Source organism: uncultured Tessaracoccus sp. (assembly GCF_947255005.1).
Classification (GTDB): Bacteria; Actinomycetota; Actinomycetes; order Propionibacteriales; family Propionibacteriaceae; genus Arachnia.
The window spans coordinates 1-21,052 of sequence record NZ_CAMYFI010000011.1; the positions used below are offsets into that span (position 1 = coordinate 1).

Annotated in this window: 20 protein-coding genes, 1 tRNA gene and 2 pseudogenes; 19 read left to right on the forward strand and 4 right to left on the reverse strand. The window is 64.1% G+C overall.

Annotation, left to right across the window (positions count from 1 at the left end; translation table 11 throughout):
• The 4 genes and pseudogenes from Q0X61_RS03945 to rpe form a co-directional block, all read left to right on the forward strand.
• Window positions 1–1,000: pseudogene (locus tag Q0X61_RS03945) on the forward strand (hypothetical protein); the annotation flags it as partial.
• A complete protein-coding gene (fmt, locus tag Q0X61_RS03950; RefSeq protein ID WP_297740570.1) occupies window positions 997–1,905 on the forward strand; it encodes a methionyl-tRNA formyltransferase in 909 nt (302 codons plus the stop codon). The pseudogene Q0X61_RS03945 and the gene fmt, both read left to right, overlap by 4 nt.
• Window positions 1,902–3,203 carry an RsmB/NOP family class I SAM-dependent RNA methyltransferase gene (locus Q0X61_RS03955; RefSeq protein WP_297740572.1) on the forward strand — a complete coding sequence of 434 codons (1,302 nt, stop codon included), beginning with the start codon at window positions 1,902–1,904 and terminating at the stop codon, window positions 3,201–3,203. Before fmt ends, Q0X61_RS03955 begins: the two co-directional genes overlap by 4 nt.
• Window positions 3,204–3,213: 10 nt before the next feature.
• Entirely contained in the window at window positions 3,214–3,873 is a 660-nt protein-coding gene (gene rpe, locus Q0X61_RS03960) for a ribulose-phosphate 3-epimerase (protein ID WP_297740574.1), read from the forward strand.
• Window positions 3,874–3,900: 27 nt separating this feature from the next.
• On the opposite strand, the gene Q0X61_RS03965 is transcribed toward rpe, so the two are convergent.
• Complete coding sequence (locus tag Q0X61_RS03965; protein WP_297740576.1) at window positions 3,901–4,731, reverse strand: PAC2 family protein; 831 nt, start codon at window positions 4,729–4,731, stop codon at window positions 3,901–3,903.
• Window positions 4,732–4,809: 78 nt separating this feature from the next.
• Between Q0X61_RS03965 and metH the strand changes: the two genes are divergently transcribed.
• From metH to Q0X61_RS13340, 3 genes and pseudogenes are all read left to right on the forward strand, one after another.
• Window positions 4,810–8,280, forward strand: coding sequence for a methionine synthase (gene metH / locus Q0X61_RS03970; RefSeq protein WP_297740578.1), 3,471 nt, complete (start codon window positions 4,810–4,812; stop codon window positions 8,278–8,280).
• Between the two features lie 37 nt (window positions 8,281–8,317).
• Complete coding sequence (locus tag Q0X61_RS03975) at window positions 8,318–8,986, forward strand: HAD family phosphatase (protein ID WP_297740580.1); 669 nt, start codon at window positions 8,318–8,320, stop codon at window positions 8,984–8,986.
• Window positions 8,959–9,648, forward strand: a pseudogene (locus tag Q0X61_RS13340) (tRNA (adenine-N1)-methyltransferase); the annotation flags it as partial. The gene Q0X61_RS03975 and the pseudogene Q0X61_RS13340, both read left to right, overlap by 28 nt.
• 243 nt (window positions 9,649–9,891) lie before the next feature.
• Here the strand turns inward: Q0X61_RS13340 and Q0X61_RS13345 are convergent.
• Window positions 9,892–10,260, reverse strand: coding sequence for a DUF3054 domain-containing protein (locus Q0X61_RS13345; RefSeq protein WP_367270704.1), 369 nt, complete (start codon window positions 10,258–10,260; stop codon window positions 9,892–9,894).
• 14 nt (window positions 10,261–10,274) lie between these two features.
• Between Q0X61_RS13345 and prcB the strand changes: the two genes are divergently transcribed.
• From prcB to Q0X61_RS04035, 11 genes are all read left to right on the forward strand, one after another.
• Entirely contained in the window at window positions 10,275–11,090 is an 816-nt protein-coding gene (gene prcB / locus Q0X61_RS03985) for a proteasome subunit beta (RefSeq protein ID WP_297740583.1), read from the forward strand.
• Window positions 11,087–11,770, forward strand: a complete 684-nt coding sequence (prcA, locus tag Q0X61_RS03990) for a proteasome subunit alpha (RefSeq protein WP_297740585.1) — start codon at window positions 11,087–11,089, stop codon at window positions 11,768–11,770. The genes prcB and prcA overlap by 4 nt, the downstream gene beginning before the upstream one ends.
• Window positions 11,763–12,839, forward strand: coding sequence for a prephenate dehydrogenase (locus Q0X61_RS03995; RefSeq protein WP_297740587.1), 1,077 nt, complete (start codon window positions 11,763–11,765; stop codon window positions 12,837–12,839). The genes prcA and Q0X61_RS03995 overlap by 8 nt, the downstream gene beginning before the upstream one ends.
• 2 nt (window positions 12,840–12,841) lie before the next feature.
• Window positions 12,842–13,492: a (d)CMP kinase gene (gene cmk, locus Q0X61_RS04000; RefSeq protein ID WP_297740589.1), complete on the forward strand. Its 651-nt coding sequence runs from the start codon at window positions 12,842–12,844 to the stop codon at window positions 13,490–13,492.
• Window positions 13,485–13,805: a hypothetical protein gene (locus Q0X61_RS04005; protein WP_297740591.1), complete on the forward strand. Its 321-nt coding sequence runs from the start codon at window positions 13,485–13,487 to the stop codon at window positions 13,803–13,805. The genes cmk and Q0X61_RS04005 overlap by 8 nt, the downstream gene beginning before the upstream one ends.
• A 77-nt stretch (window positions 13,806–13,882) precedes the next feature.
• Window positions 13,883–15,241, forward strand: a complete 1,359-nt coding sequence (gene der, locus Q0X61_RS04010; protein WP_297740593.1) for a ribosome biogenesis GTPase Der — start codon at window positions 13,883–13,885, stop codon at window positions 15,239–15,241.
• Between the two features lie 298 nt (window positions 15,242–15,539).
• Window positions 15,540–15,977 (forward strand): Hsp20/alpha crystallin family protein, encoded by a 438-nt coding sequence (locus Q0X61_RS04015; RefSeq protein WP_297740595.1) that lies wholly within the window; start codon window positions 15,540–15,542, stop codon window positions 15,975–15,977.
• A gap of 88 nt (window positions 15,978–16,065) precedes the next feature.
• Window positions 16,066–17,316 (forward strand): cytosine permease, encoded by a 1,251-nt coding sequence (gene codB / locus Q0X61_RS04020; RefSeq protein WP_297740597.1) that lies wholly within the window; start codon window positions 16,066–16,068, stop codon window positions 17,314–17,316.
• Entirely contained in the window at window positions 17,313–18,551 is a 1,239-nt protein-coding gene (gene codA, locus Q0X61_RS04025) for a cytosine deaminase (RefSeq protein ID WP_297740598.1), read from the forward strand. The genes codB and codA overlap by 4 nt, the downstream gene beginning before the upstream one ends.
• A gap of 67 nt (window positions 18,552–18,618) precedes the next feature.
• Window positions 18,619–18,695 (forward strand) — tRNA-Pro (locus Q0X61_RS04030).
• A 230-nt stretch (window positions 18,696–18,925) separates the two neighbouring features.
• Window positions 18,926–19,411 carry a GNAT family N-acetyltransferase gene (locus tag Q0X61_RS04035; protein ID WP_297740600.1) on the forward strand — a complete coding sequence of 162 codons (486 nt, stop codon included), beginning with the start codon at window positions 18,926–18,928 and terminating at the stop codon, window positions 19,409–19,411.
• Window positions 19,412–19,443: 32 nt separating this feature from the next.
• Here Q0X61_RS04035 and Q0X61_RS13350 read toward each other — a convergent pair whose 3' ends face one another.
• Window positions 19,444–19,836: a GNAT family N-acetyltransferase gene (locus Q0X61_RS13350; RefSeq protein WP_367270701.1), complete on the reverse strand. Its 393-nt coding sequence runs from the start codon at window positions 19,834–19,836 to the stop codon at window positions 19,444–19,446.
• Window positions 19,837–20,193: 357 nt separating this feature from the next.
• On the opposite strand from Q0X61_RS13350, the gene Q0X61_RS04040 reads away from it, so the two are divergent.
• Complete coding sequence (locus Q0X61_RS04040) at window positions 20,194–20,508, forward strand: hypothetical protein (protein WP_297740601.1); 315 nt, start codon at window positions 20,194–20,196, stop codon at window positions 20,506–20,508.
• Window positions 20,509–20,575: 67 nt separating this feature from the next.
• On the opposite strand, the gene Q0X61_RS04045 is transcribed toward Q0X61_RS04040, so the two are convergent.
• Window positions 20,576–21,043, reverse strand: a complete 468-nt coding sequence (locus tag Q0X61_RS04045; protein ID WP_297740603.1) for a GatB/YqeY domain-containing protein — start codon at window positions 21,041–21,043, stop codon at window positions 20,576–20,578.
• Window positions 21,044–21,052: the final 9 nt, after the last annotated feature.

A 21,052-nucleotide genomic window follows, 5' to 3' on the forward strand; every position in this document is an offset into this window, starting at 1 on the left:
CGAGATTCGGCTGGCTCCCACGCAGCTGCGCCGCGTGGTGCCTCAGATGCGCACCATCAGCGACGAGGACCGCCACCGCGATCCGACCGCTGCCAAGCTGCGCATCCCGTCCACGGCGTTTCAGTTCTTGCGGGCACAGCTTCCCGAGGGGCCGGTGTTGGTGCAGGTGCCGATGCGCGGGCACTCTGCCGCACTGGCGTGTGAACGTTGCCGCAACCTCGCCAGGTGTCCTCAGTGCGGGTCCATGCTGCGCGCCCGTCGAGCCAACGAGCCCGTGTGCGGCATGTGCGGTTTCCGCCCCATCCGTTGGGAGTGCCGCACGTGTCACGCCACACAGCTGCGCACGCCGCTGCCGGGGGCGACGCGCACTGCCGAAGAGCTAGCCAGGGCATTTCCAGGCGTGCTCTCGCTCAATAGCTCCGCCGACCGGATTCGTGCTGAAGCCCCTAATGAGCCCGCCATCGTCGTCGCTACCCCAGGTGCTGAGCCACGCGTCGACGGTGGGTACACCGGGCTGCTCATCTTGGATGCCGATGTGACGCTCAGCCGGGCTGATGTGCGCGCTCCGGAGGAGGCAATCCGACGGTGGACAAACGCGCTTGCCCTCGTGCGGCCACCAGCCGACAACGGCCGGGCCTTGATCGTCGGGGCCCATCTGCACCCGGCGGTCCAAGCGATGGCGCGCTGCGATGCCGTCGGTTTCGCCGCTCGCGAACTCGTCGAACGCGAGCAGGCTCGGCTCTTGCCTGCGGTGAGGATGGCACGAGTCACCGGAGAGTCCGACGCTGTGCGCGCCTTCCTGGGCAACGCGCCCTGGGACGGCGTCGAAGTGTTGGGCCCTACCGAGATTGGTCACGAGCAGTGGGCTGCCCTGCTGCGCGCAGATTTGGACAACGGGCGCGAGTTCATCCGCCAAATGAAATCCGCTGCAGCGATCCGCTCCGCGAAGAAGCAAGGCGGGGTGCTGAATTATCAGGTCGATCCTAAGGTGATGGCATGAGAATCGTATTCGCGGGAACCCCCGATGTGGCCGTGCCCTCGCTCGACGCACTCGTGCAGTCGAAGCACAACGTGGTGGGTGTGGTCACTCGCCCGGATGCGCCAGCGGGGCGGGGACGCAAACTCGCCCCCTCTCCGGTGGCGGCACGCGCCGACGAGCTCGGGCTTCCTGTACTGAAGCCGGATCACCCGCGCGACGATGACTTCCAAGCGTCGCTTCGCGTGCTGGCACCCGACGTGTGCGCGGTGGTGGCCTACGGTGCATTGCTTCCCCAGTCTGCCCTCGACATTCCTGCCCAAGGCTGGATTAATCTGCACTTTTCCGTGCTCCCGCGTTGGCGTGGCGCTGCTCCCGTCCAACGCGCGATCATGGCGGGGGATAGTGAGACGGGCACCACCTGCTTCCGCATCGTGTCCGCACTCGACGCGGGGCCCATCTTCGACGTGGAACGCCACGCCATGCCGGAGTCGACGGCCGGCGAGCTGCTGACGCAGCTGGCGAGTTCTGGCGCAGCGCAGCTCGTGAGAGTCATGGATTCCATTGCTCAAGGCGCGACGCCTCAGGAACAGCCCAGCGACGGGGTGACCGTCGCGCGGAAGCTCACCGTCGATGAAGCGAGGATTGATTTCCAGCAACCGGCCGAGGACGTGCGCAATCACGTGCTCGGCTGCTCGCCCGATCCAGGTGCCTGGTGCATGGACGGCGACTTACGTTTGAAGGTATTTCGTGCTCGGCTCGCCCCTGACGTAGAGGCGGCACCAGGCCTGTTGGTGGTGACGAAGCGCCAGGTGTTCGTCGGCTGTGGCGACGGTGCCGTCGAACTGCTCGAAGTGCAGGCCTCTGGCAAACGACGTATGGCAGCGATCGACTGGGCGCGCGGCAAGGGGCAGGGCGAGCTGCGATGAGCCGCGCGATTGCGTTCGATGTGCTGCGAGACGTCACCTCGCACGACGCCTACGCGAACCTCGCGCTCGCCAAACGGCTTGCCACTGCTGGCCTCAGTACCAGGGACGCCGCGTTCGTCACCGAACTGGTGAGCGGAACCTGCCGTTTCATGGGCACCTATGACGTAATCATTGCGCGGGCCGGAAACCGGAAGCTCAGCAGCCTGCAGCCAGCCGTCGTCGACGTGCTGCGCTTGGGCGCGCATCAGCTACTCAGTATGCGGATTCCCCCTCATGCAGCAGTGGGCCAGACCGTGGAACTCGCCAAGACGAGAATCGGCAAGCGCGTGAGTGGGGTGGTGAACGCGATTATGCGCAAGATTGCCGTTCGCAGCTTGGATGAATGGACCGCGCTTGTTGCCGAAGGCAAGGATGCGACGGCAGCGGCCGCACTCCGAGGACATCACCCTGAGTGGGTAGCCCGCGCGCTTGCGGAGATGCTGCCTATGGATGAACTCGAGGATGCGCTGCGCGCCAACAACGTGGCACCGGTGCCGACGCTCGTCATTCGGCCTGGCCTGGCGGAGATCGCAGAGCTCGACGGCACGCCATGCAGCTACTCGCCGTTCGGGGCGGTGCGAGAGGGTGACCCATCGGATGTTCCGGCTGTGCTTGAAGGGCGCGCCGGTGTGCAGGACGAGGGGTCACAACTCATGGCGCTCGCGCTCAGCCGTGCGGAGGCGCCGTTGGGGCCGTGGCTCGACATGTGCGCTGGGCCGGGGGGAAAGGCCGCGCTGCTCGCAGGGCTCGCCATGCAACACCGCACCTGGCTGCTCGCCAGCGAAACACACGAACACCGCGCCCAGCTCGTGCAACGCGCCCTGCGATGCTACGGCGACGTGCCCGTGATCACCGCCGACGGCACCCGCGCTGCCTGGGCGCCATTAAGCTTCGCACGCGTGATGGTGGATGTACCCTGCAGCGGATTGGGTGCGTTGCGCAGGCGGCCGGAATCACGCTGGCGCCGAACGGAGCAAGACGTGCTCGAATTGCAGCCCCTGCAGCGAGCATTGCTCGGCTGTGCGCTGGACTCGACGATGCGCGGTGGGGTCGTCGCCTACGTAACGTGTTCCCCGCACCGTGCAGAAACCAGGGACATCGTGCACGATGTGCTGGCGGACCATTCCGACGTGGAATTGCTCGACGCCCCGGCCTCGCTGCCAGAAGTGCCCAACTGTGCCGATGGCCCGTTCGTGCAATTGTGGCCGCACCGACACGGTACCGATGCCATGTTCCTCGCCCTTATGAGGCGTCGATAGACTGCCCAGTATGGACCTGCAGATCACCCCAAGCATTCTGAACGCCGACCTCGCCAACCTCGCAGCGGAGGTGTCTCGCATCTCGCATGCGGACATGGTGCACGTCGACGTGATGGATGGGCATTTCGTGCCTAACCTCACGCTCGGCTTGCCCGTGGTGGAATCGCTGGTGCGCCACACCAAGCTTCCCATCGATATGCATCTCATGATTGAGGCGCCAGACCGCTGGGCCCCGGCCTACGCGGAAGCGGGGGCCACGTCAGTAACATTCCATATCGAAGCGGCGAAAGCTCCGGTGCGTTTGGCGCGAGAACTGCGCCGGCTGGGTGCCCGCTCGTCGGCGGCGCTGAATCCGGCCACGCCGGTCGAGATGGTCGAAGACATGCTCGATGAGGTGGACATGGTGCTGCTCATGACGGTCGAGCCAGGTTTTGGCGGACAGAAGTTCCTCGACCTGGTGCTGCCGAAGATTCGCCGGCTGCGCAAGACCATCGGTGATCGCGACATCTCCATTCAGGTCGACGGAGGGGTGTCCGTCGAAACTATAGAACGCTGCGCGGAGGCTGGGGCGAATGTGTTCGTCGCTGGGTCTGCGGTGTACCGGGAAGATGATTGCGACGCGATGATCGATCAGCTGCGTGCTCTTGCCGCTGCCAAGAGCACCGTCTGACCGGCGCCCTCACGAATCGGGCTGCGCTCAACCGCCGCGGTGGCGAAGATACTTCTCGAATTCCTCGGCGATGCGCTCACCGGAGTTTTCTTCAACCACCTCTTGATCGCGCGCTTCCTCAAGTTGCCCGATGTACTCCTCAATATCCGGGTCTTGGCCAGCGAGCTCATCCACTGCTTCGATCCAGGATGCTGCCGCGGACTCCAGATCGTCGCGGTCGAACTGCACGCACAACGCAGTTTCGAGGCGCTCCAGCAGCTGAAGCTGCGCCTTGGGGTTCGGCGGGTTGCACACGTAATGCGGCACCGACACCCACAGCGACGCTGACGGCAGCCCGGCGTGCGCGAGGGCCTGGCTGAGCACACCGATGATGCCGGTAGGCCCGGAGTACGACGATGACTCGAAGCCCAAGCGTTCGCGCAGGTCCTCGGTGTGCGCGTATAAGCCCGTGGGGAAGGGGCGGGAGTGCGGCGTATCCGCCAGCATCGCGCCGAGGGTGAGCGTGATGCTGGGGGAGAACTGCTCGACGCGTTCCACGATCTCGCGGCAGAAGCTTCGCCAGCGCAGGTTCGGTTCGGGGCCGACGACCATGATGATGTCGCGGGTTTCGTGCCGGAGCCTGCGGAACCTGATGCTTGGCCACTCGATCCACGTACCGTCGGCCTCCCGGCGCACTAGCGGGCGGGTGGCTTGAAAATCGAAGTACGTTTCATCGTCGATGGACTGCAACTCATCGCCGGGGAGCGCCTCGATGAGGCGCTCCGCCAAGTCGCTCGCCGCGTTCGCTGCGTCGTTCCATCCGCTGAAGGCGATCACGACCGCGGGGTCACGAAGATCGGTGGGTGGCTCGAAATGCATTTCACCAGCCTAGCGCGGGCGTCCGCGGGCGGACCATCGTGATTCGGTCTACTGTCGGTTGCCGATACAGTGTCCCGCATGAACAGCAGCTTTCGAGACTTCCTAGGCACGCGAGTGCTGGTGGCAGACGGCGCGATGGGCACGATGCTCCAGTCGTTTACCGACCTCTCGCTGGAGGAAGATTTCCAGGGCCTCGAGGGTTGCAACGAGATCCTCAACATCACGCGCCCCGACGTTGTTGAGCAGATCCACCGCTCCTACCTCGACGCTGGCGCCGACTGCATTGAGACCAACACCTTCGGCACCAACCTCGCCGCACTCGGCGAGTATGACATCGGAGAGCGCCTCGAGGAGCTTGCTGAGGCTGCCGCGAGCATCGCACGCACTACGGCCGACGAGTACACCGACAAGCCTCGCTTCGTGCTTGGCTCGATGGGGCCGGGCACGAAGCTACCCACCCTCGGCCACATCCGCTTCGCCGATATTCGAGACGCGTACCAACGGCAGGTGGCTGCCATGCTGCGCGGCGGCATCGACGCCGTGCTCATCGAAACCTGCCAGGATCTGTTACAGGCGAAGGCAGCGGTGATTGCAGCCAAGCGTGCGCGGACCGAGGCCGGGGTGGATCTGCCGATCCTCGTCAACGTCACCGTGGAGACCACGGGCACGATGCTGCTCGGTTCTGAGATCGGCGCGGCACTCATCACGCTCGACGCACTGGGCGTGGATTCGGTTGGGCTGAACTGCGCCACCGGCCCCACCGAGATGAGCGAACACCTGCGTCACCTATCCCGACGCTATACCCGCAGCATCGCCTGCATGCCGAACGCCGGCCTGCCTGAAATCACCGCTGACGGAGCGGTCTACCCGCTCGACGCGGAGCCCTTTGCTGACGCGCTCGAGCCTTTCGTCGACAACTATGGTCTCGCCCTCGTCGGCGGCTGCTGTGGAACGACGCCCGAACACGTCGCGGTACTCGTGGAGCGGTTCGGGGGCAAGGAAGTCGCGCCGCGCGACCCGCAGCCCGAGCATGCGATCAGCTCGCTGTACGTCGAGGTGCCCTTCGATCAAGACGCGAGCTACTTGAGCATCGGCGAGCGCACCAACGCCAACGGCTCGAAAGCGTTCCGCGAAGCGATGCTCGAAGGGCGTTTCGATGACTGCGTCAACATCGCAAAGGCCCAGGCCCGCGACGGGGCCCACCTGCTCGACCTGTGCGCTGACTACGTCGGACGCGACGGCGTGAGCGACATGAAGGAACTCGCGGGCCGACTGTCCACGTCGGTCACTCTCCCGATCATGCTCGACTCCACCGAGCCCGACGTGATCCGCGCCGGGCTCGAGAAACTGGCCGGGCGCTGCGTGGTCAACTCTGTGAACTACGAAGACGGGGACGGCCCGGACAGCCGCTTTGCACGCGTGATGCCCATGGTCCGCGAGCATGGCGCGGCGGTGGTCGCACTCACCATCGATGAGGAGGGCCAAGCGCGTACGGCCGAGTGGAAGGTGCGGTGCGCGTCGAGGCTCATCGACGACCTCACCGGCAACTGGGGCATGCACGTGGGCGACATTCTCGTCGACTGCCTCACATTCCCCATCGGCACCGGCCAGGAGGAAACTCGTCGCGATGCGCTGGAGACGATAGAAGCGATCCGCGAGCTGAAGGCCAAGTATCCCGGCGTGCGTACGACGCTCGGTGTGTCCAACGTGTCGTTCGGACTCAACCCGGCTGCACGCATCGTTCTGAACTCCGTGTTCCTCCACGAATGCGTCCAGGCCGGTCTCGATTCCGCGATCGTGCATTCGGCGAAAATCCTGCCCATGGATCGCATCCCTGACGAGCAGCGTCAGGTGGCGCTCGACCTCATCTACGACCGTCGCGACGACTACGACCCGCTCGCGAAGTTCCTCGAAATGTTCGAGGGTGTCACCGCGAAGTCGGCTCGAGAAACCCGGGCTGCGGAACTCGCCGCGCTGCCGCTTGGCGAGCGCCTGCAGCGACGCATCATCGACGGAGAGGCGAAGGGCCTCGAGGCGGATCTGGAGGAAGCGCTGCAAACGAAGGAAGCCATCGCCATCATCAACGAAGACCTGCTCGCGGGCATGAAAGTGGTGGGCGACCTGTTCGGCTCTGGGCAGATGCAGCTGCCGTTCGTGCTGCAGTCAGCGGAGACGATGAAGGCCGCCGTCGCGCACCTCGAACCGCACATGGAGAAAAGCGATGGTTCCGGCAAAGGCACCCTGGTGTTAGCCACGGTTCGCGGCGACGTACACGACATCGGTAAAAACCTCGTCGATATCATCGTGAGCAACAACGGCTACACCGTCATCAACATTGGCATCAAGCAACCCATCCAGGCCATCCTCGATGCCGCGGAGAAGCACAACGCCGATGTGATTGGCATGTCTGGGTTGCTTGTGAAATCGACGCTGGTGATGAAAGACAACCTCGTCGAGATGAATCGCCTTGGGCTCGCCGAAAAGTACCCGGTGCTGCTCGGTGGTGCGGCGCTCACCCGCGCCTACGTCGAGCAGGATCTGGGTGACCTGTTCGAAGGCGAGGTGCGCTACGCCAGGGACGCGTTTGAGGGCCTGGCGTTGATGGATGCCGTGATGGCCGTGAAACAGGGCGTTCCGGGAGCGAAGCTTCCGGAACGTAAACAACGACGGGTGAAGGCTCGCGAATCGCTCGTCGAGATCGAGGAGCCCGAGCTGGGCGTCCGCTCCAACGTCGCCCGCGGTCTCCCCGTGCCCACCCCGCCATTTTGGGGTACCCGCGTGATTAAGGGCATCGGCATGAATGACATTCTCGAATGGCTCGATCACCGAGCAACGTTCATGGGACGATGGGGGCTCCGCGGTAACCGCGATGGGATGAGCTATGAGGAGCTCGTCGAGCAGGAAGCCTTGCCGCGCCTGCGCATGTGGATCGACCGCATCGCAACGCAGTCACTTGCAGACTTCGGCGTCGTCTACGGCTATTTCCCGGTGCATTCCGAGGCGGAGACGCTCATCGTCGGTGATCCGGAAGATCCGACGATGGAAGTCGCCCGATTCACGTTCCCCAGGCAGCGGCGGGACCGCAAACTCTGTCTCTCTGATTTCTTCCGCGATAAGGAGGAAACAGAGCAGCTCGGACCTGACGTGCTCCCCATGCAGCTGGTGACGATGGGCGCCCGCGTGGCCGGTGCCGCCAACGAGCTGTTCGCCGCCGATGCGTACCGCGAATACCTCGAACTTCACGGTCTCTCGGTGCAGCTCACCGAGGCGCTGGCCGAGTACTGGCACCAGCGCATCCGCACCGAGCTCGGCTATGCAGACGAAGAACGCACCATTGACGAGGCCATCCACAAGCAGGCCTACCGAGGCTCGCGGTACTCGTTTGGCTACCCGGCCTGCCCAAATCTCGAAGACCGCATCGCACTCGTGCGCCTGCTGGACCCGTCGCGGATTGGTGTGGAGTTGAGTGGGGAGCTGCAGCTGCATCCCGAGCAGTCCACCGACGCCATTATCTTGCACCACCCCGAGGCGAAGTACTTCAGCGTCTGACAACCAGGTAGGCTGCCACAGTTGGGAAGGAGCATGTGTGGATTCGTTGCAAGCGATCATCTGGGATTTCGACGGCACCCTGGTCAATAGCGAACCCTATTGGCACGGGGAGGAGAAACTCCTGGTGGCCGAGCACGGTGGTTCGTGGACCGACGAGGATGCAGTGCGCATGGTGGGGCAACACGTGCGCATCGCCGCTCAGCATTTGGCCGTGGCCATGGACCGTCCCGATGACGGCGACGCCGTGATGACGGAGCTCATCTCGCGTGTGGCCAGGCGAATCAGTGATCGCATGCCGTACATGCCCGGCGCTTTGGAGATAGTTGAAGAAGCCGCAGCTCGAGGCCTTCGCCAGTGCATCGTCACTGCCAGCAACCAGGACATCCTCGACGCCGCCATGGCGCAGTTGCCCTCCGCCTTCGAATTCATCATCACCGCCAATGACGTTACCCACCCCAAGCCGAACCCGGAAGCCTACGAACTGGCGTTGCAACGCCTCGATCTCCCGGCGTCGCAGTGCGTGATCTTGGAAGACTCCATTTCTGGGTCGGCGGCAGGGCTCGCAGCCGGCGGGTACGTCGTCGGGGTGCCCATGCATCAGCCTCTGGATCCGCATCCACGAATGGCCATCTTCGACGATGGGCTCGCCACGACGAACCTCGACCGTCTCGTCGACACATGGCGTCAGCTGAAGGACGCCGAGTGAGCGCGTCGGGGGTCCGACACGGTCCATTGCGGCCGGGCGAGCGCGTGACGCTCACCGATACCAAAGGTCGCCGCAAATCGCTCGTGCTCAAGGAAGGTGCGGTGTGGCACACCACCCACGGCGCCGTGCGTCACGACGATCTGCTGGGCGGACCCGAAGGTGTGGTGATTCGTTCGGCTGCGGGCATGGAGTGGCTGGCGTTTCGCCCGATCTTGAACGAATTCATGGTGTCGATGCCGCGCGAGGCAGCGGTGATTTATCCTAAGGACGCGGCACAGATTCTGATGTGGACCGACATCTTTCCAGGGGCCCGCGTGCTGGAAGCGGGCGTCGGCTCCGGAGCCCTGACCCTGGCGCTGCTGCGCGCCATCGGGCCTGACGGCAAGCTGATGAGCTACGAACGGCGTCAGGAGTTCGCCGACGTCGCGGCGAAGAACATCGAGAGCTTCCTCGGCGACGGCCACCCCACGTGGGAATTGCGCGTCGGTGACCTCGTCGAAGCCATCACTGACGCGCCCATCGACCGAGCCATCCTGGACATGCTGGCACCGTGGGAATGCATCGATGCGGTGGGGGAGCGCATGGTGCCCGGTGGCGTGCTGTGCTGCTACGTCGCCACCACGACGCAGCTTGGTCGCGTCGCAGACACGCTGCGTGCACACGGCGGCTTCACTGAACCCGTGATGACGGAGACGACGGTGCGCGACTGGCATGCCGAGGGGCTCGCCATCCGTCCGGGGCATGCGACGGCGAGCCACACCGGATTCTTGTTGACGTCCAAGCGGCTTGCGCCGGGCCAGCAGGCGCCCATGCGCAAGCGTCGCCCAGCACCTGGCGCGTACGGACCGGACTACGTCGGCCCACGCCCCCGCAACATCCCAGAACAGTTGGGAGGCGCTCAGGCCTCAGCTCTGAGCAGCGCGACGCCGCCCCAGCAAGGCCCAGCAACCGCGCCATCCCAGCAGGAAGAGCGCGAGCACACCACCAGCGACAAGGATGAATGCGACGGCGGCGCTGGTGCCGCTCATCAGGCGCACGGCGATGCCGCCCAGCCAGGTGACCAGCCAACTCACGACACCGGCGCGCCAGCCAGTGCCCACGTCACCGAGCGCGGCGAGGATCACCCAGGCGACGAGGCAAGCGACGAGAAACGGCCACGCGGTGACGAACACCCCGAGCGGGCTTTCACCGTGGCTCATCCGACCGAGCACCGAGAAGACCAGTACGAACAGCACATCCAAGCCGAGGGGAACCAAGCGCATCATGCTGGACATCTTAGGAGGCAGGTGTGATCCATCAGAACCAGGGCACACCCACTGACCCGCTGCTCGGGTTCACTTCGTCGTTTACGGAGCTCGCGGAACGTCGCGGCGTGCTGACGCCCATTGCCGAGGCGTCCGCCACCGTGCCACATGGCACGACGATCGTCGCGTGTAGGTATGCCGACGGGGTGGTTGTCGCAGGGGATCGACGAGCCACCGTCGGCAATGTCATCGCACTGCATGACATTGAGAAGGTGTTCGGCGCCGACGAAGAATCGGTGATCGGCATTGCCGGTGCAGCGGGGATCGCCATCGAACTCGTGCGGCTGTTTCAGGTGGAGTTGGAGCACTTCGAGAAGATCGAGGGCCTGCCGCTCAGCTTCGAGGGCAAAGCGAACAGGCTGGGAGTGCTGGTGCGCAACAACCTTCCCATGACGATGCAAGGACTCGCCGTGCAGCCGCTGTTTGCCGGATGGGATACGCAGGCAAACACGGGGCGTATCTTCACCTACGACGGAACCGGCGGCCGCTACGAGGAACGCGCGTTCTCCGGCATCGGTTCCGGGGCCTCATATGCTCGCTCGACGCTGAAGAAACTGCACGATCCGGAAGCCGACGAACTTACCGCGGTGACCGTGCTGCTGCAGTCACTCTTCGACGCTGCTGACGATGATTCCGCCACGTCCGGTCTTGACCTCACTCGGGGCATTCTGCCCATCGTGATGCGTGCCTCGAGTAGCGGCGTCGCGAGGTTGGATGCCGAGGGTGTGTACGATGTCGCGGAACGCATCGTCGCCCAGCGTTCACGACGCTATGGAGGGCCGAGGGGAGCCGCGCTATGACGATGCCGTTCTACGTTTCCCCCGAGCAGCAGATGCTCGACCGCGCTGAGTTCGCGCGCAAGGGCATCGCCCGCGGGCGCTCCGTCGCCGCACTGCAGATCACGAATGGCATCGTGTTCATCGCCGAGAACCATTCGTCGACGCTGCACAAGGTCTCCGAAATTTACGACCGCATCGGGTTCGCCGCGGTAGGGCGTTACCACGAGTTCGAGATGCTACGCGTCGCAGGTATTCAGCACGCTGACCTGCGCGGCTACGCCTACGACCGCAGCGATGTGACCGCACGCAGCCTCGCCGGCGCTTACTCACAGCTGCTCGGTGGGGCGTTCGCGTCGTCGGGGGATAAGCCATTCGAGGTGGATCTGATCCTCGCAGAGCTCGGCGAAACCGCAGCTGACGACGTGCTCTACCGCATCAGCTACGACGGGGTGATCGTCGACGAGCAGCAGGTGAGCGTGATCGGAGGCGACGCGGATCGCATCGCCCAGGCCCTGCGTGAGCAGCACGAGGTGGGTCACTCACTCGAGGATACTGTGCGACTCGCCGCGGGCTCGCTCAGCACGGGAGAGCCGCTCACGGCCACGCAGCTAGAGGTGGCGGTGCTGGATAGGCAGCTTACGCGCCGTCGTCGGTTCCGGCGCATCGCTGTAAGCGACGTGGAGGCGATGCTGCATGGCTGATCCTCGCGTGCTCATCATCGGCGCGGGTTTAGTGGGCAGCTCACTGGGGCTCGCGCTCACCCGGAACGGCTGCGACGTGGTGCTGTCCGATCAGGTCGGAGCGCACGCCGTGGTGGCAGCCGGGCTCGGCGCGGGGCGCGTCGGGTTGCCCGCCGCCGATGAAGTGGACATCGTGGTGGTGGCTACACCCCCCGCGGTGATCGCACGCGTGGTGGCAGATGCCCTGCACCGATTCCCTGCCGCGGTGGTGACCGACGTCGGTTCGGTGAAAGGCGCCATCGTCAACGAGGTGCAGGCACTGGCTCCCACCCTCGCCGGTCGCTACGTGCCCTCGCACCCCATGGCAGGCTCGCAATACACCGGTCCGCTCACCGCAAGCCCCGATCTATTCGTCGACCGCACCTGGGTGGTCACGCCTGCGCCAGGCAATGCCGACGAACAAGTCCAGCAGGTGGTGAATCTCGCCGAGCGCACAGGGGCGCACGTGGTAATCATGCCGGCTGAGCAGCACGACATCGCCGTCGCGCAGGTGAGTCACGTGCCGCACCTGATGAGCATCCTCACGGCGTCGCATCTGCGCGCGGTTCCAGGGGAGAATATCGCGCTCGCCGGGCAGGGCATCCGCGACGTGACCCGCATCGCAGGCTCGGATCCGGGGCTGTGGCGGCAGATAATTTCTGCGAATGCCGAAGCCATTCGCGGCGAACTCGACGAAGTTGCGGAAGACCTTCGCTACCTGCTGGGCGTGCTCGACCAACCCGAGAAACTTGAACAGTTCTTGGGGTTAGGGCAGGCGGGCGCGAAGGCGCTACTCGTGAAGCATGGCTCGGATCCCATCGATGTGCACGAGGTCACCGTCGAGATTCCCGACGAGCCGCGCGCCCTCGCTCGCTTGTTCACCGACATTGGCGATGCTGGATTGAACGTGGAGGACTTCGAGCTCCGGCACGATCCGGTCCGGCAGGTGGGTTACCTCACCATCCTCGTCGAGCATGAGCGTGCGGAGCAGTTCCGAGACACGTTGGAGCGTCAAGGCTGGGTAGCCGCGTCGGCGGCTAGAAAGGGCTAACCATGGATTCGTTGCTGATTGCTATCGACGGGCCATCCGGCTCCGGAAAGTCTACGACGGCGCGCCTGCTCGCTGCGAAGCACGGGCTCGGCTACCTCGACACTGGCGCAATGTACCGTGCGGAGACCGCAGGCGTGCTGGCTGAGGAAGTGCGCGACGAGGACATCGCTTCTTATGTGGCCAGTGCGACGCTCGATATCCAGACCGTGGTGGAGGGAAATCGCCTGACCATCAACGGCCGCGACGTCACCGAGGAGATTCGCGAACCCCGGATCTCCGCCGCTGTCTCCCGCATCGCGACGAACCTTGATGTACGGCGCATTCTGACCGACCGCATGCGCAGCATCATCGACGAGCACCGCCGCCGCATCGTCGTCGAGGGGCGCGACATCACCACGGTCGTCGCCCCCGATGCCGACGTGCGCATCCTGCTCGTCGCCGACCCCGCCGCCCGCGTCGCCCGACGCGAAGCGGAGCTGTCTGGCAAGGCCGACCATGCGGCCGTCACCGACCAGGTGCTGCGCCGCGACCGCGACGATTCCACGGTGTCGAACTTCACCGACGCCGCAGAGGGCGTCGTGGTGATCGACTCCACCTTCATCAGCCCCGACGAAGTGGTCGCCGAGATCGAGAAGTTGTTCCCGCATGCGTGAGCCCCTGGACGTGCTGGTGTTTTACGTGCCGGTGGAGGCCACCGACGCGGTGCTGGCGGCGCTATTCGCGGCCGGCGCGGGCACCGTCGGAGAGTATGAGCACTGCGCATTCCTCACCCCCGGGACGGGCCAATTTCGTCCTATCGGCGACGCTAACCCCACCATCGGCCAGGTGGGGGAGCTGGAGCGAGTCACGGAGCACCGCGTCGAGCTGACGTTTCCGCGCCGCCTGCGCGGCGAGATTGTGGACGCGTTGCGCGCCGCCCATCCTTACGAGGAGCCCGCGTTTCACGTTGTTGAGAACATGGCCTGAGCCTCGCTAGAGCAAACGCGTATCCGGGCGTAACCGATAGACTGGGCGTTCCCCTACGCCAGCTGCAAGGAGCACCCGTGAGTGACGACATTTTTGTTGAGTCCGACAACGCAGCCATCAAGCCCGTGGTTGCGGTGGTGGGCCGACCCAACGTCGGGAAGTCCACGCTGGTGAACCGCATTCTTGGGCGGCGGGCCGCCGTCGTGCAAGACCAGCCGGGGGTCACCAGGGATCGCATCAGCTACGACGCGAACTGGAACGGCAAGGACTTCATCGTTGTCGACACCGGCGGCTGGGTATCCGACGGCAAGGGCATGGCAGCCCAGATTGCGGAGCAGGCCGAGCTGGCCATCACTACCGCCGACGCGGTGCTTTTCGTCGTGGACGCCACCGTGGGCACACTCGACGAGGATGAGGCCGTGGTGCGGGTGCTACGACGCAGCAAGAAGCCGGTCATCCTCGCTGCGAATAAGGTTGACGACCAACGCCACGAGGCGAACGCCGCCACCATGTGGAACCTTGGGCTGGGGGAGCCGTACCCCGTCTCCGCGCTGCACGGGCGGGGCTCCGGCGATCTCCTCGACGCCGTCCTCGCGGCCCTTCCCGACGCTCCGTCCACGCCGTCCGCGGAGCGCTCTGGGCCTCGGCGGGTTGCAATCGTCGGCAAGCCGAACGTGGGTAAGTCGTCGTTGCTCAACCGCTTGTCGGGGCAGCAGCGCTCTGTAGTTTCCGATATCTCTGGCACGACGGTCGACCCCGTCGACGAAATCGTCGAGGTGGGCGGCAACGTGTACCACTTCGTCGACACCGCGGGCATCCGCCGACGCGTCAAAGAAGCCAGCGGGCACGAGTACTACGCGAGCCTGCGCACCCAGGCGGCTATCGAGCGCGCCGAAGTGTGCATTCTGGTGATCGACGCGTCCGAGCCCATCAGTGACCAAGACCTGCGCATCCTCAACTCGATTGAGGAAAGTGGGCGCGCGCTCGTGATCGCATTTAACAAGTGGGATCTCACCGACGAGGAACGTCGCCGCTACTTAGAGCGCGAGGTGGAGCGCGATCTCGTGGCCTTCCAATGGGCGCCGACGGTGAACATCTCTGCGCTGACCGGGCGCAACGTCGAGAAGCTGTCGAAGGCCATCGAAGAGTCGACGGAGGGTTGGGAGACGCGCGTCTCGACGGGCAAATTCAACTCGTTCCTGGGCAGACTGTCCGCCTCGCACCCGCACCCCGTGCGTGGTGGGAAGCAGCCGCGCATCTTGTTTGGTACCCAGGCGCAGAACTGTCCGCCGACGTTTGCGCTGTTCACCAGCGGCCAGATGGACCCGTCGTACGTCCGCTTCATCGAGCGTCGGCTGCGGGAAGACTTCGGCTTCCGCGGTTCGCCCGTCCACCTCGAAGTCCGCGCCCGCCAGAAGCGCAGCGCCGCACGTTAATGGTTGCGTGACTTTCGTTGCGGCGTGGTTTCGATACGCGAGCTTCGCTCGCTACTCAATCACCGAGGCCCTTTCCCGACCATCGAGTAGCGGCGGCCCTCACCCGACCGTCGAGTAGCGGCGGAGCCGCATATCGAGACGCGTCTCAGGCTAATCAATCACCTGTCGACGCCCTCCCATGATTGAGCAGCGCCCACAGGGCGGGTATCAAGTCATCGAAGGCTTTGCTTTCTGACTTGAGTGAGGTAGACTCAAGGTAGAAGTTGAGCCGATGAGGCTCAAGAAGCAAGGAGTAACCATGACAACCAGCTACTATGACCCGTTCCGCGAATTCGGTCGCGCCATCAACTCCGCGTTCCGCACGCCTGGAAGCGTCGGCATGCCGATGGATCTGTACCGCGACAAGGAAGCGTTCGTCGCGAACATCGACCTCCCGGGCGTCGACCCAGATTCCATCGATATAGATATCGAGGAGAACACCCTCACCGTGCGCGCCGAGCGCAGGGCTACGGTCACCAGCGAAGACACTGAGTGGCTCACCCGCGAACGCTCAACCGGAACCTACGCGCGTCAGCTGTCACTCGGCAATGGGGTGGCGCTCGACCAGATCGAGGCCAACTACAACGACGGCGTGCTCACCATCACGCTCCCCATCGCTGAGCAGGCTAAGCCGCGCAAGGTCACGGTGACGCGCTCGAATGTCGACCACAAGGTGCACGCCGAAGTGGAAGACTGAACGCACGCGGTACAGCCCGTCGCATTTGCACACCGTGTTCTGCCTGTATTACTGTTCAGGCAATTTGAGCACATTTCGAAGGCGGCGCATGAGTACACATCTGCAATCTCCACAACCTCCGCGCGATGACGATTTCTCATTCGAAGCCGTGCCACAGCAAAGCCGACGCTCCTTTTGGGCCGTCGGCTTTGTTATGCTCGGCTTCACTTTTTTCTCGGCATCGATGAGCGTCGGCGCAAAGCTCGGCAACGGGCTGAGCTTTACCCACTACACACAGGCCGTGCTGATTGGCGGCGTCATCCTCGCCATCTACACCGGGGCGCTCGGGTTCGTCGGCGCCAAAACCGGTATGGGTTTCGACCTCCTCGCACAGCAATCTTTCGGATCGCTCGGCAGTTTCCTCCCCTCAGCACTGATCTCGCTGACCCAGATGGGCTGGTTCGGAGTCGGCATCGCGATGTTCGCTATCCCGACGGCGGAGCTCCTGCACATCGGCCCGTGGCCGATCATCATCATCGCGGGCGCACTGATGACCGCGTCGGCCTACTTCGGCATCAAAGCCATCGAGATCGTCAGCTTCATCTCCGTACCGCTGATTGCCGTGCTCGGCACGTACTCGATGGTGCTCGCCACTTCCGACGGCGGCGGCCTCAGCCAGATGTTCGCCTCATCCACTGGGATGCCGCTCATGACCGGCGTGGCGCTTGTCGTCGGCTCATTCGTATCCGGTGGATCCGCCACCCCGAACTTCACGCGGTTCGCGAAGTCCACACGATCTGCCGTGGTCACCACCGTGGTGGCGTTCCTCCTCGGCAACACGCTGATGTTCAGCTTCGGTGCGGTCGGCGGCGCGCTCACGGGCAAGGACGACATCTTCTACGTGATGATCGCTCAGGGTCTGGCCGTGCCGGCACTCATCGTGCTCGGCGCGAACATCTGGACGACGAACAACAACGCCCTCTACACCACCGGGCTCGGGTTCGCGAACGTGACCAAGATCGCGAAGAAACCCCTCGTCTTGGTAGCCGGCGTGCTTGGAACCCTCCTCGCACTGTGGCTCTACGACAACTTCATCACATGGCTGAACCTTCTCAACGCGACGCTGCCACCCATCGGCGCAATCCTCATCGCCGACTATTTCTCCAGGCCCTGGCACTACGCCGGCGGGGGAGAGAAGCCGCGCTACCGCGTCGTGTGGGGCTCGGTGGCCGGCGTACTGGCAGGTGCCGCCGTCGGATGGTTCGTGCCATGGGGCATCGCTTCCATCAACGCCATGGCGGTAGCGTTGGTGGTGTACCTGGTCGGAGCACGAATCCAGAAATCGGTGCAGCATCGATGAATCTCCTCATTAAGAACGTCCGCATTGAAAACGCGGAGCAGCCCAGCTGCATCCGCATCGAACAGGGCCGGTTCGTCCAAATTGAGTCGTCCCTGGAAGCCCGCGACGGGGAACGCGTCGTCGACTATCACGGCAAGCTCGCACTGCCGCCGATCATCGAATCGCACGTGCACCTCGACTCCGCCCTCACCGCTGGCCAGCCTCGATACAACGAGTCGGGCACGCTCTTCGAGGGCATCGAGGTGTGGAGTGAGCGGAAACGCAGCCTCACCGTCGACGATGTGAAGGAGCGCGTGGGTAGGGCGGTACGTCAGCAGGCGCGCTTCGGCATTCAATTCGTGCGTAGCCACGTCGATGTCACCGACCCTGAACTCACCGCAATGCGTGCGCTGTTGGAGCTGCGCGAGGAACTCCGCGACGACATCACCCTGCAGCTCGTCGCGTTCCCGCAGGAAGGCATCGACTCGTTCCCGGATGGGCGCGCGCTCATGCGCAAGGCGGCGGAGATGGGAGTCGACGTGATCGGCGCCATCCCGCATTTCGAGTTCACGCGCGAGTACTCCGTGTCGTCGCTTAACTTTGCAGTGGAGCTGGCGCAGGAGTTCAACCTTCTGGTGGATGTGCACTGCGACGAGATTGACGACGAGGCATCCCGCGGCCTCGAAACCCTGGCCGCCAGGGCCTACGAGGCAGGTATCGGCGAGCGTGTCACCGCGTCGCACACCACAGCGATGCACTCGTACAACAATGCCTACTTCATCCGGCTGCTGCGCCTGCTGCAGATGAGCGGCATCAACTTCGTGTCGAACCCCCTTGTCAACACGCACTTGCAGGGGAGAATGGACACCTATCCCAAACGACGAGGCGTCACCCGTGTGAAGGAACTCACCGACGCGGGGCTGAACGTGAGTTTCGGGCAGGACGACATCGTCGACCCCTGGAATCCGCTCGGCACGGGCAACCTGCGCGACGTGGTGCTGAACGGGTTGTACGTGACACAGATGATGGGGCGTCAGCAGATCGTCGACTCGTACCGCTTCATCACGCACAATGCCGCCCGCACGTTGCACCTCGACGAATACGGCATCGAAGTGGGTAAGCCCGCGAACTTCATCGTGTTCGATGCGAACGACTGGGTGGAAGCGCTGTCGTTCAATGCCGACGTGCTGGCGTCGTACCGTGGCGGACGCGAGCTGTACAAGGCGGAACCCGCCCGCCGCGAGGTGCTGTTCTGAGCATCCCGCACCGACTGGCGCGACGCCGGTCGGTGCGGTAATGTTCATCCTCGGACTTGAGGTCCGACGGGCTGTAGCGCAGTTTGGTAGCGCACTTGACTGGGGGTCAAGGGGTCGCAGGTTCAAATCCTGTCAGCCCGACCATGGGGGCCAGCCCGGTGGTTGACTAGCGCAGCCGCGTGCTCGACGCCAGAGCGAGCCCGGTGGTTGAGTAGCCCGCGAAGCGGGCATATCGAAACCCCGCCGCACCCGGTGGTTGAGTAGCGCCGAAGGCGCGTATCGAAACCCCGACAGATATATCAAGTCCATGGCCCGTCTACCCACCACGAGGGTATCGATTGCACGTGCTCCCAGCGGGTGGTCTACTTGGATGCATGCTCAACACAGTGCGGATCCGTCCGCTCTCAGTCGACGATGCGACCGCGATGGTTGAGGTCCTGGGCGCAGCGTCGCTCTACGAGTTTATCGGTGGCGAGCCGCCATCCGCAGCGGAGCTCGCAAGGCGCTATGCGGTCCAGGTTGTCGGCGTGTCGCCGGATGGGCAGGAACAGTGGATCAATGAGGTGGTCGTTCTTGAACCTCATGACCGGCCCATCGGCTACGTGCAAGCAACCATTCCCAGCACAGGTGGTCCGGCGGAGATTGCCTGGGTGATCGGTGAGGCATGGCAAGGGCACGGGTACGCCACCCGAGCGGCACAGCTCCTCGTGGAGCTTCTGGCTGGACGAGGCGTCACCGAGCTGATTGCCCACATCCACCCCGATAACATTGCCTCGCAAAAGATCGCACAACGACTGGGGTTACAACCGACGAATCTCATCGTTGAAGGCGAGACCCGCTGGGAAGGACCCTGCGGGTGAGGAGCCTTGCAACATGAGCGAATCTACCCTGGCTACTTGGCGGTTGGCCCCGCCGGCCACGGCTCAGGCCCTATCCAGTACCTTCGAAATCCGTTGCATGACTCGTCGTACTGCCCACCAGCGTGCAGGATCGTTCGCATCGAGGCCTCGTTCTCTTCAAGGCAGCACACCAGGGTCGGATTGGCACCAAGTCTTTCAGCAATGGGCAATCCAACCATGAGCGCCTCGGATGCGATGCCCTGTCGTCGGGCGGTTGGGCGCACGCTGTAGCCGATGTGTCCTGCTTGGTCGAAGAGGAACTGGGTCAGCGCATGCCTGATGGCGAAGAATCCGAGGAGTGGTCCCCCCTTGAGGCCAAGTGCTGTCCACGATCCACAGAAACGTGCAGTGAACGCGACCTTCCGGGAGCGGCGTGCGAGGATCACCAGCCCTGAGCCGGTCGGACAGGTATTCGGTAAACGTGTTTCGGCTGGGTGCCGGGACTCGCCCCGTTTGAAAGCCAGAGCCGTCGATCGGACCCGAAGCAAATTCGAAGAGACAGTCTGCCCAACTCTCGAAGCGCTCCGGATCGGGAGCAACTAGTTGGATTTGGCCGCGTGCCGACATCGGTCGCAAAGGAGACATGCCCTATGAGTGTAGTAAACACGAACGCGGCGTCACCGGGCCGCATGTCAGCCTCCGGCGATCGCTAACTGAGCCCCTCCAAAACATAGATCAGGTTCGTGGCTCGTCTACCCACCACGAACCTGATCTATCTTCGCCCCGGGCGTACTCTTGCGGGTATGACGCTCAAAGACTCAGACCAAGTGAAGACTGCTCCGCTCGTCGCGCTCGGGCTGTGCGGCGGGTTCGCGGTGGCACGCGAATCCGGCATCCGTGCGCTTGGAGGCGTGGTGCTCGTCGGCGCGGGGCTGTATGCGGGCCGCACCTGGCTGCGCAAAGGGGGAGTGGGGAAGACCATGCTGCTGACCGCGCTCTACGTGGGCGGGTTCGGCTACTCCCACAAGCTCGCCAAGAAGATTGGCGCCTGGCCATCCGTGCTTGCTGTCACCGCCGTCGCATCAGGCGCAGCCCACTGCCTCGTGGATGAGCAGTAGCGGCGCCGCTCCCGGTGGTTGAGTAGCGAGCGTAGCTCGCGTATCGAAACCACGGCGCCGCCGCACGTCACCCAGCCAGTGCCTGCTTCACTTTTGCTGCGACGGTGGCGCCCTCGGCGCGACCGCTCACCTTCGCGTTCACGGCCTTCATGATCTGGCCCATCTGCTTCATCGTGGGCTTCTCGCCCGACGCGTCGGCAGCCGCCTGTACCTCGTCGGCGATGATCTGGTCGAGTTCCTCATCGGTGAGCATGGCAGGGAGATATTTGGAGAGCACCTCAGCTTCGGCAGTTTCAGCCTCCGCCAACTCGGGGCGACCACCGTCGATATACGCCTGAGCGGAATCCTTGCGAGCGCGCACCTCGCGCTGCAGCACCGCCACCTCTTCGTCCTCGGTGAGTTCGCGGGCGACGTCGCCAGCAACCTTCTCCTTCTTCAGCGCGGCAATGGCCATGCGCAGCGTGGTGGTGAGCGTCTTGTCTTTGGCGCGCATGGCGGCAACCATGTCGTCGTGGATCTGCTTCTCGAGGCTCATCTGTGACTC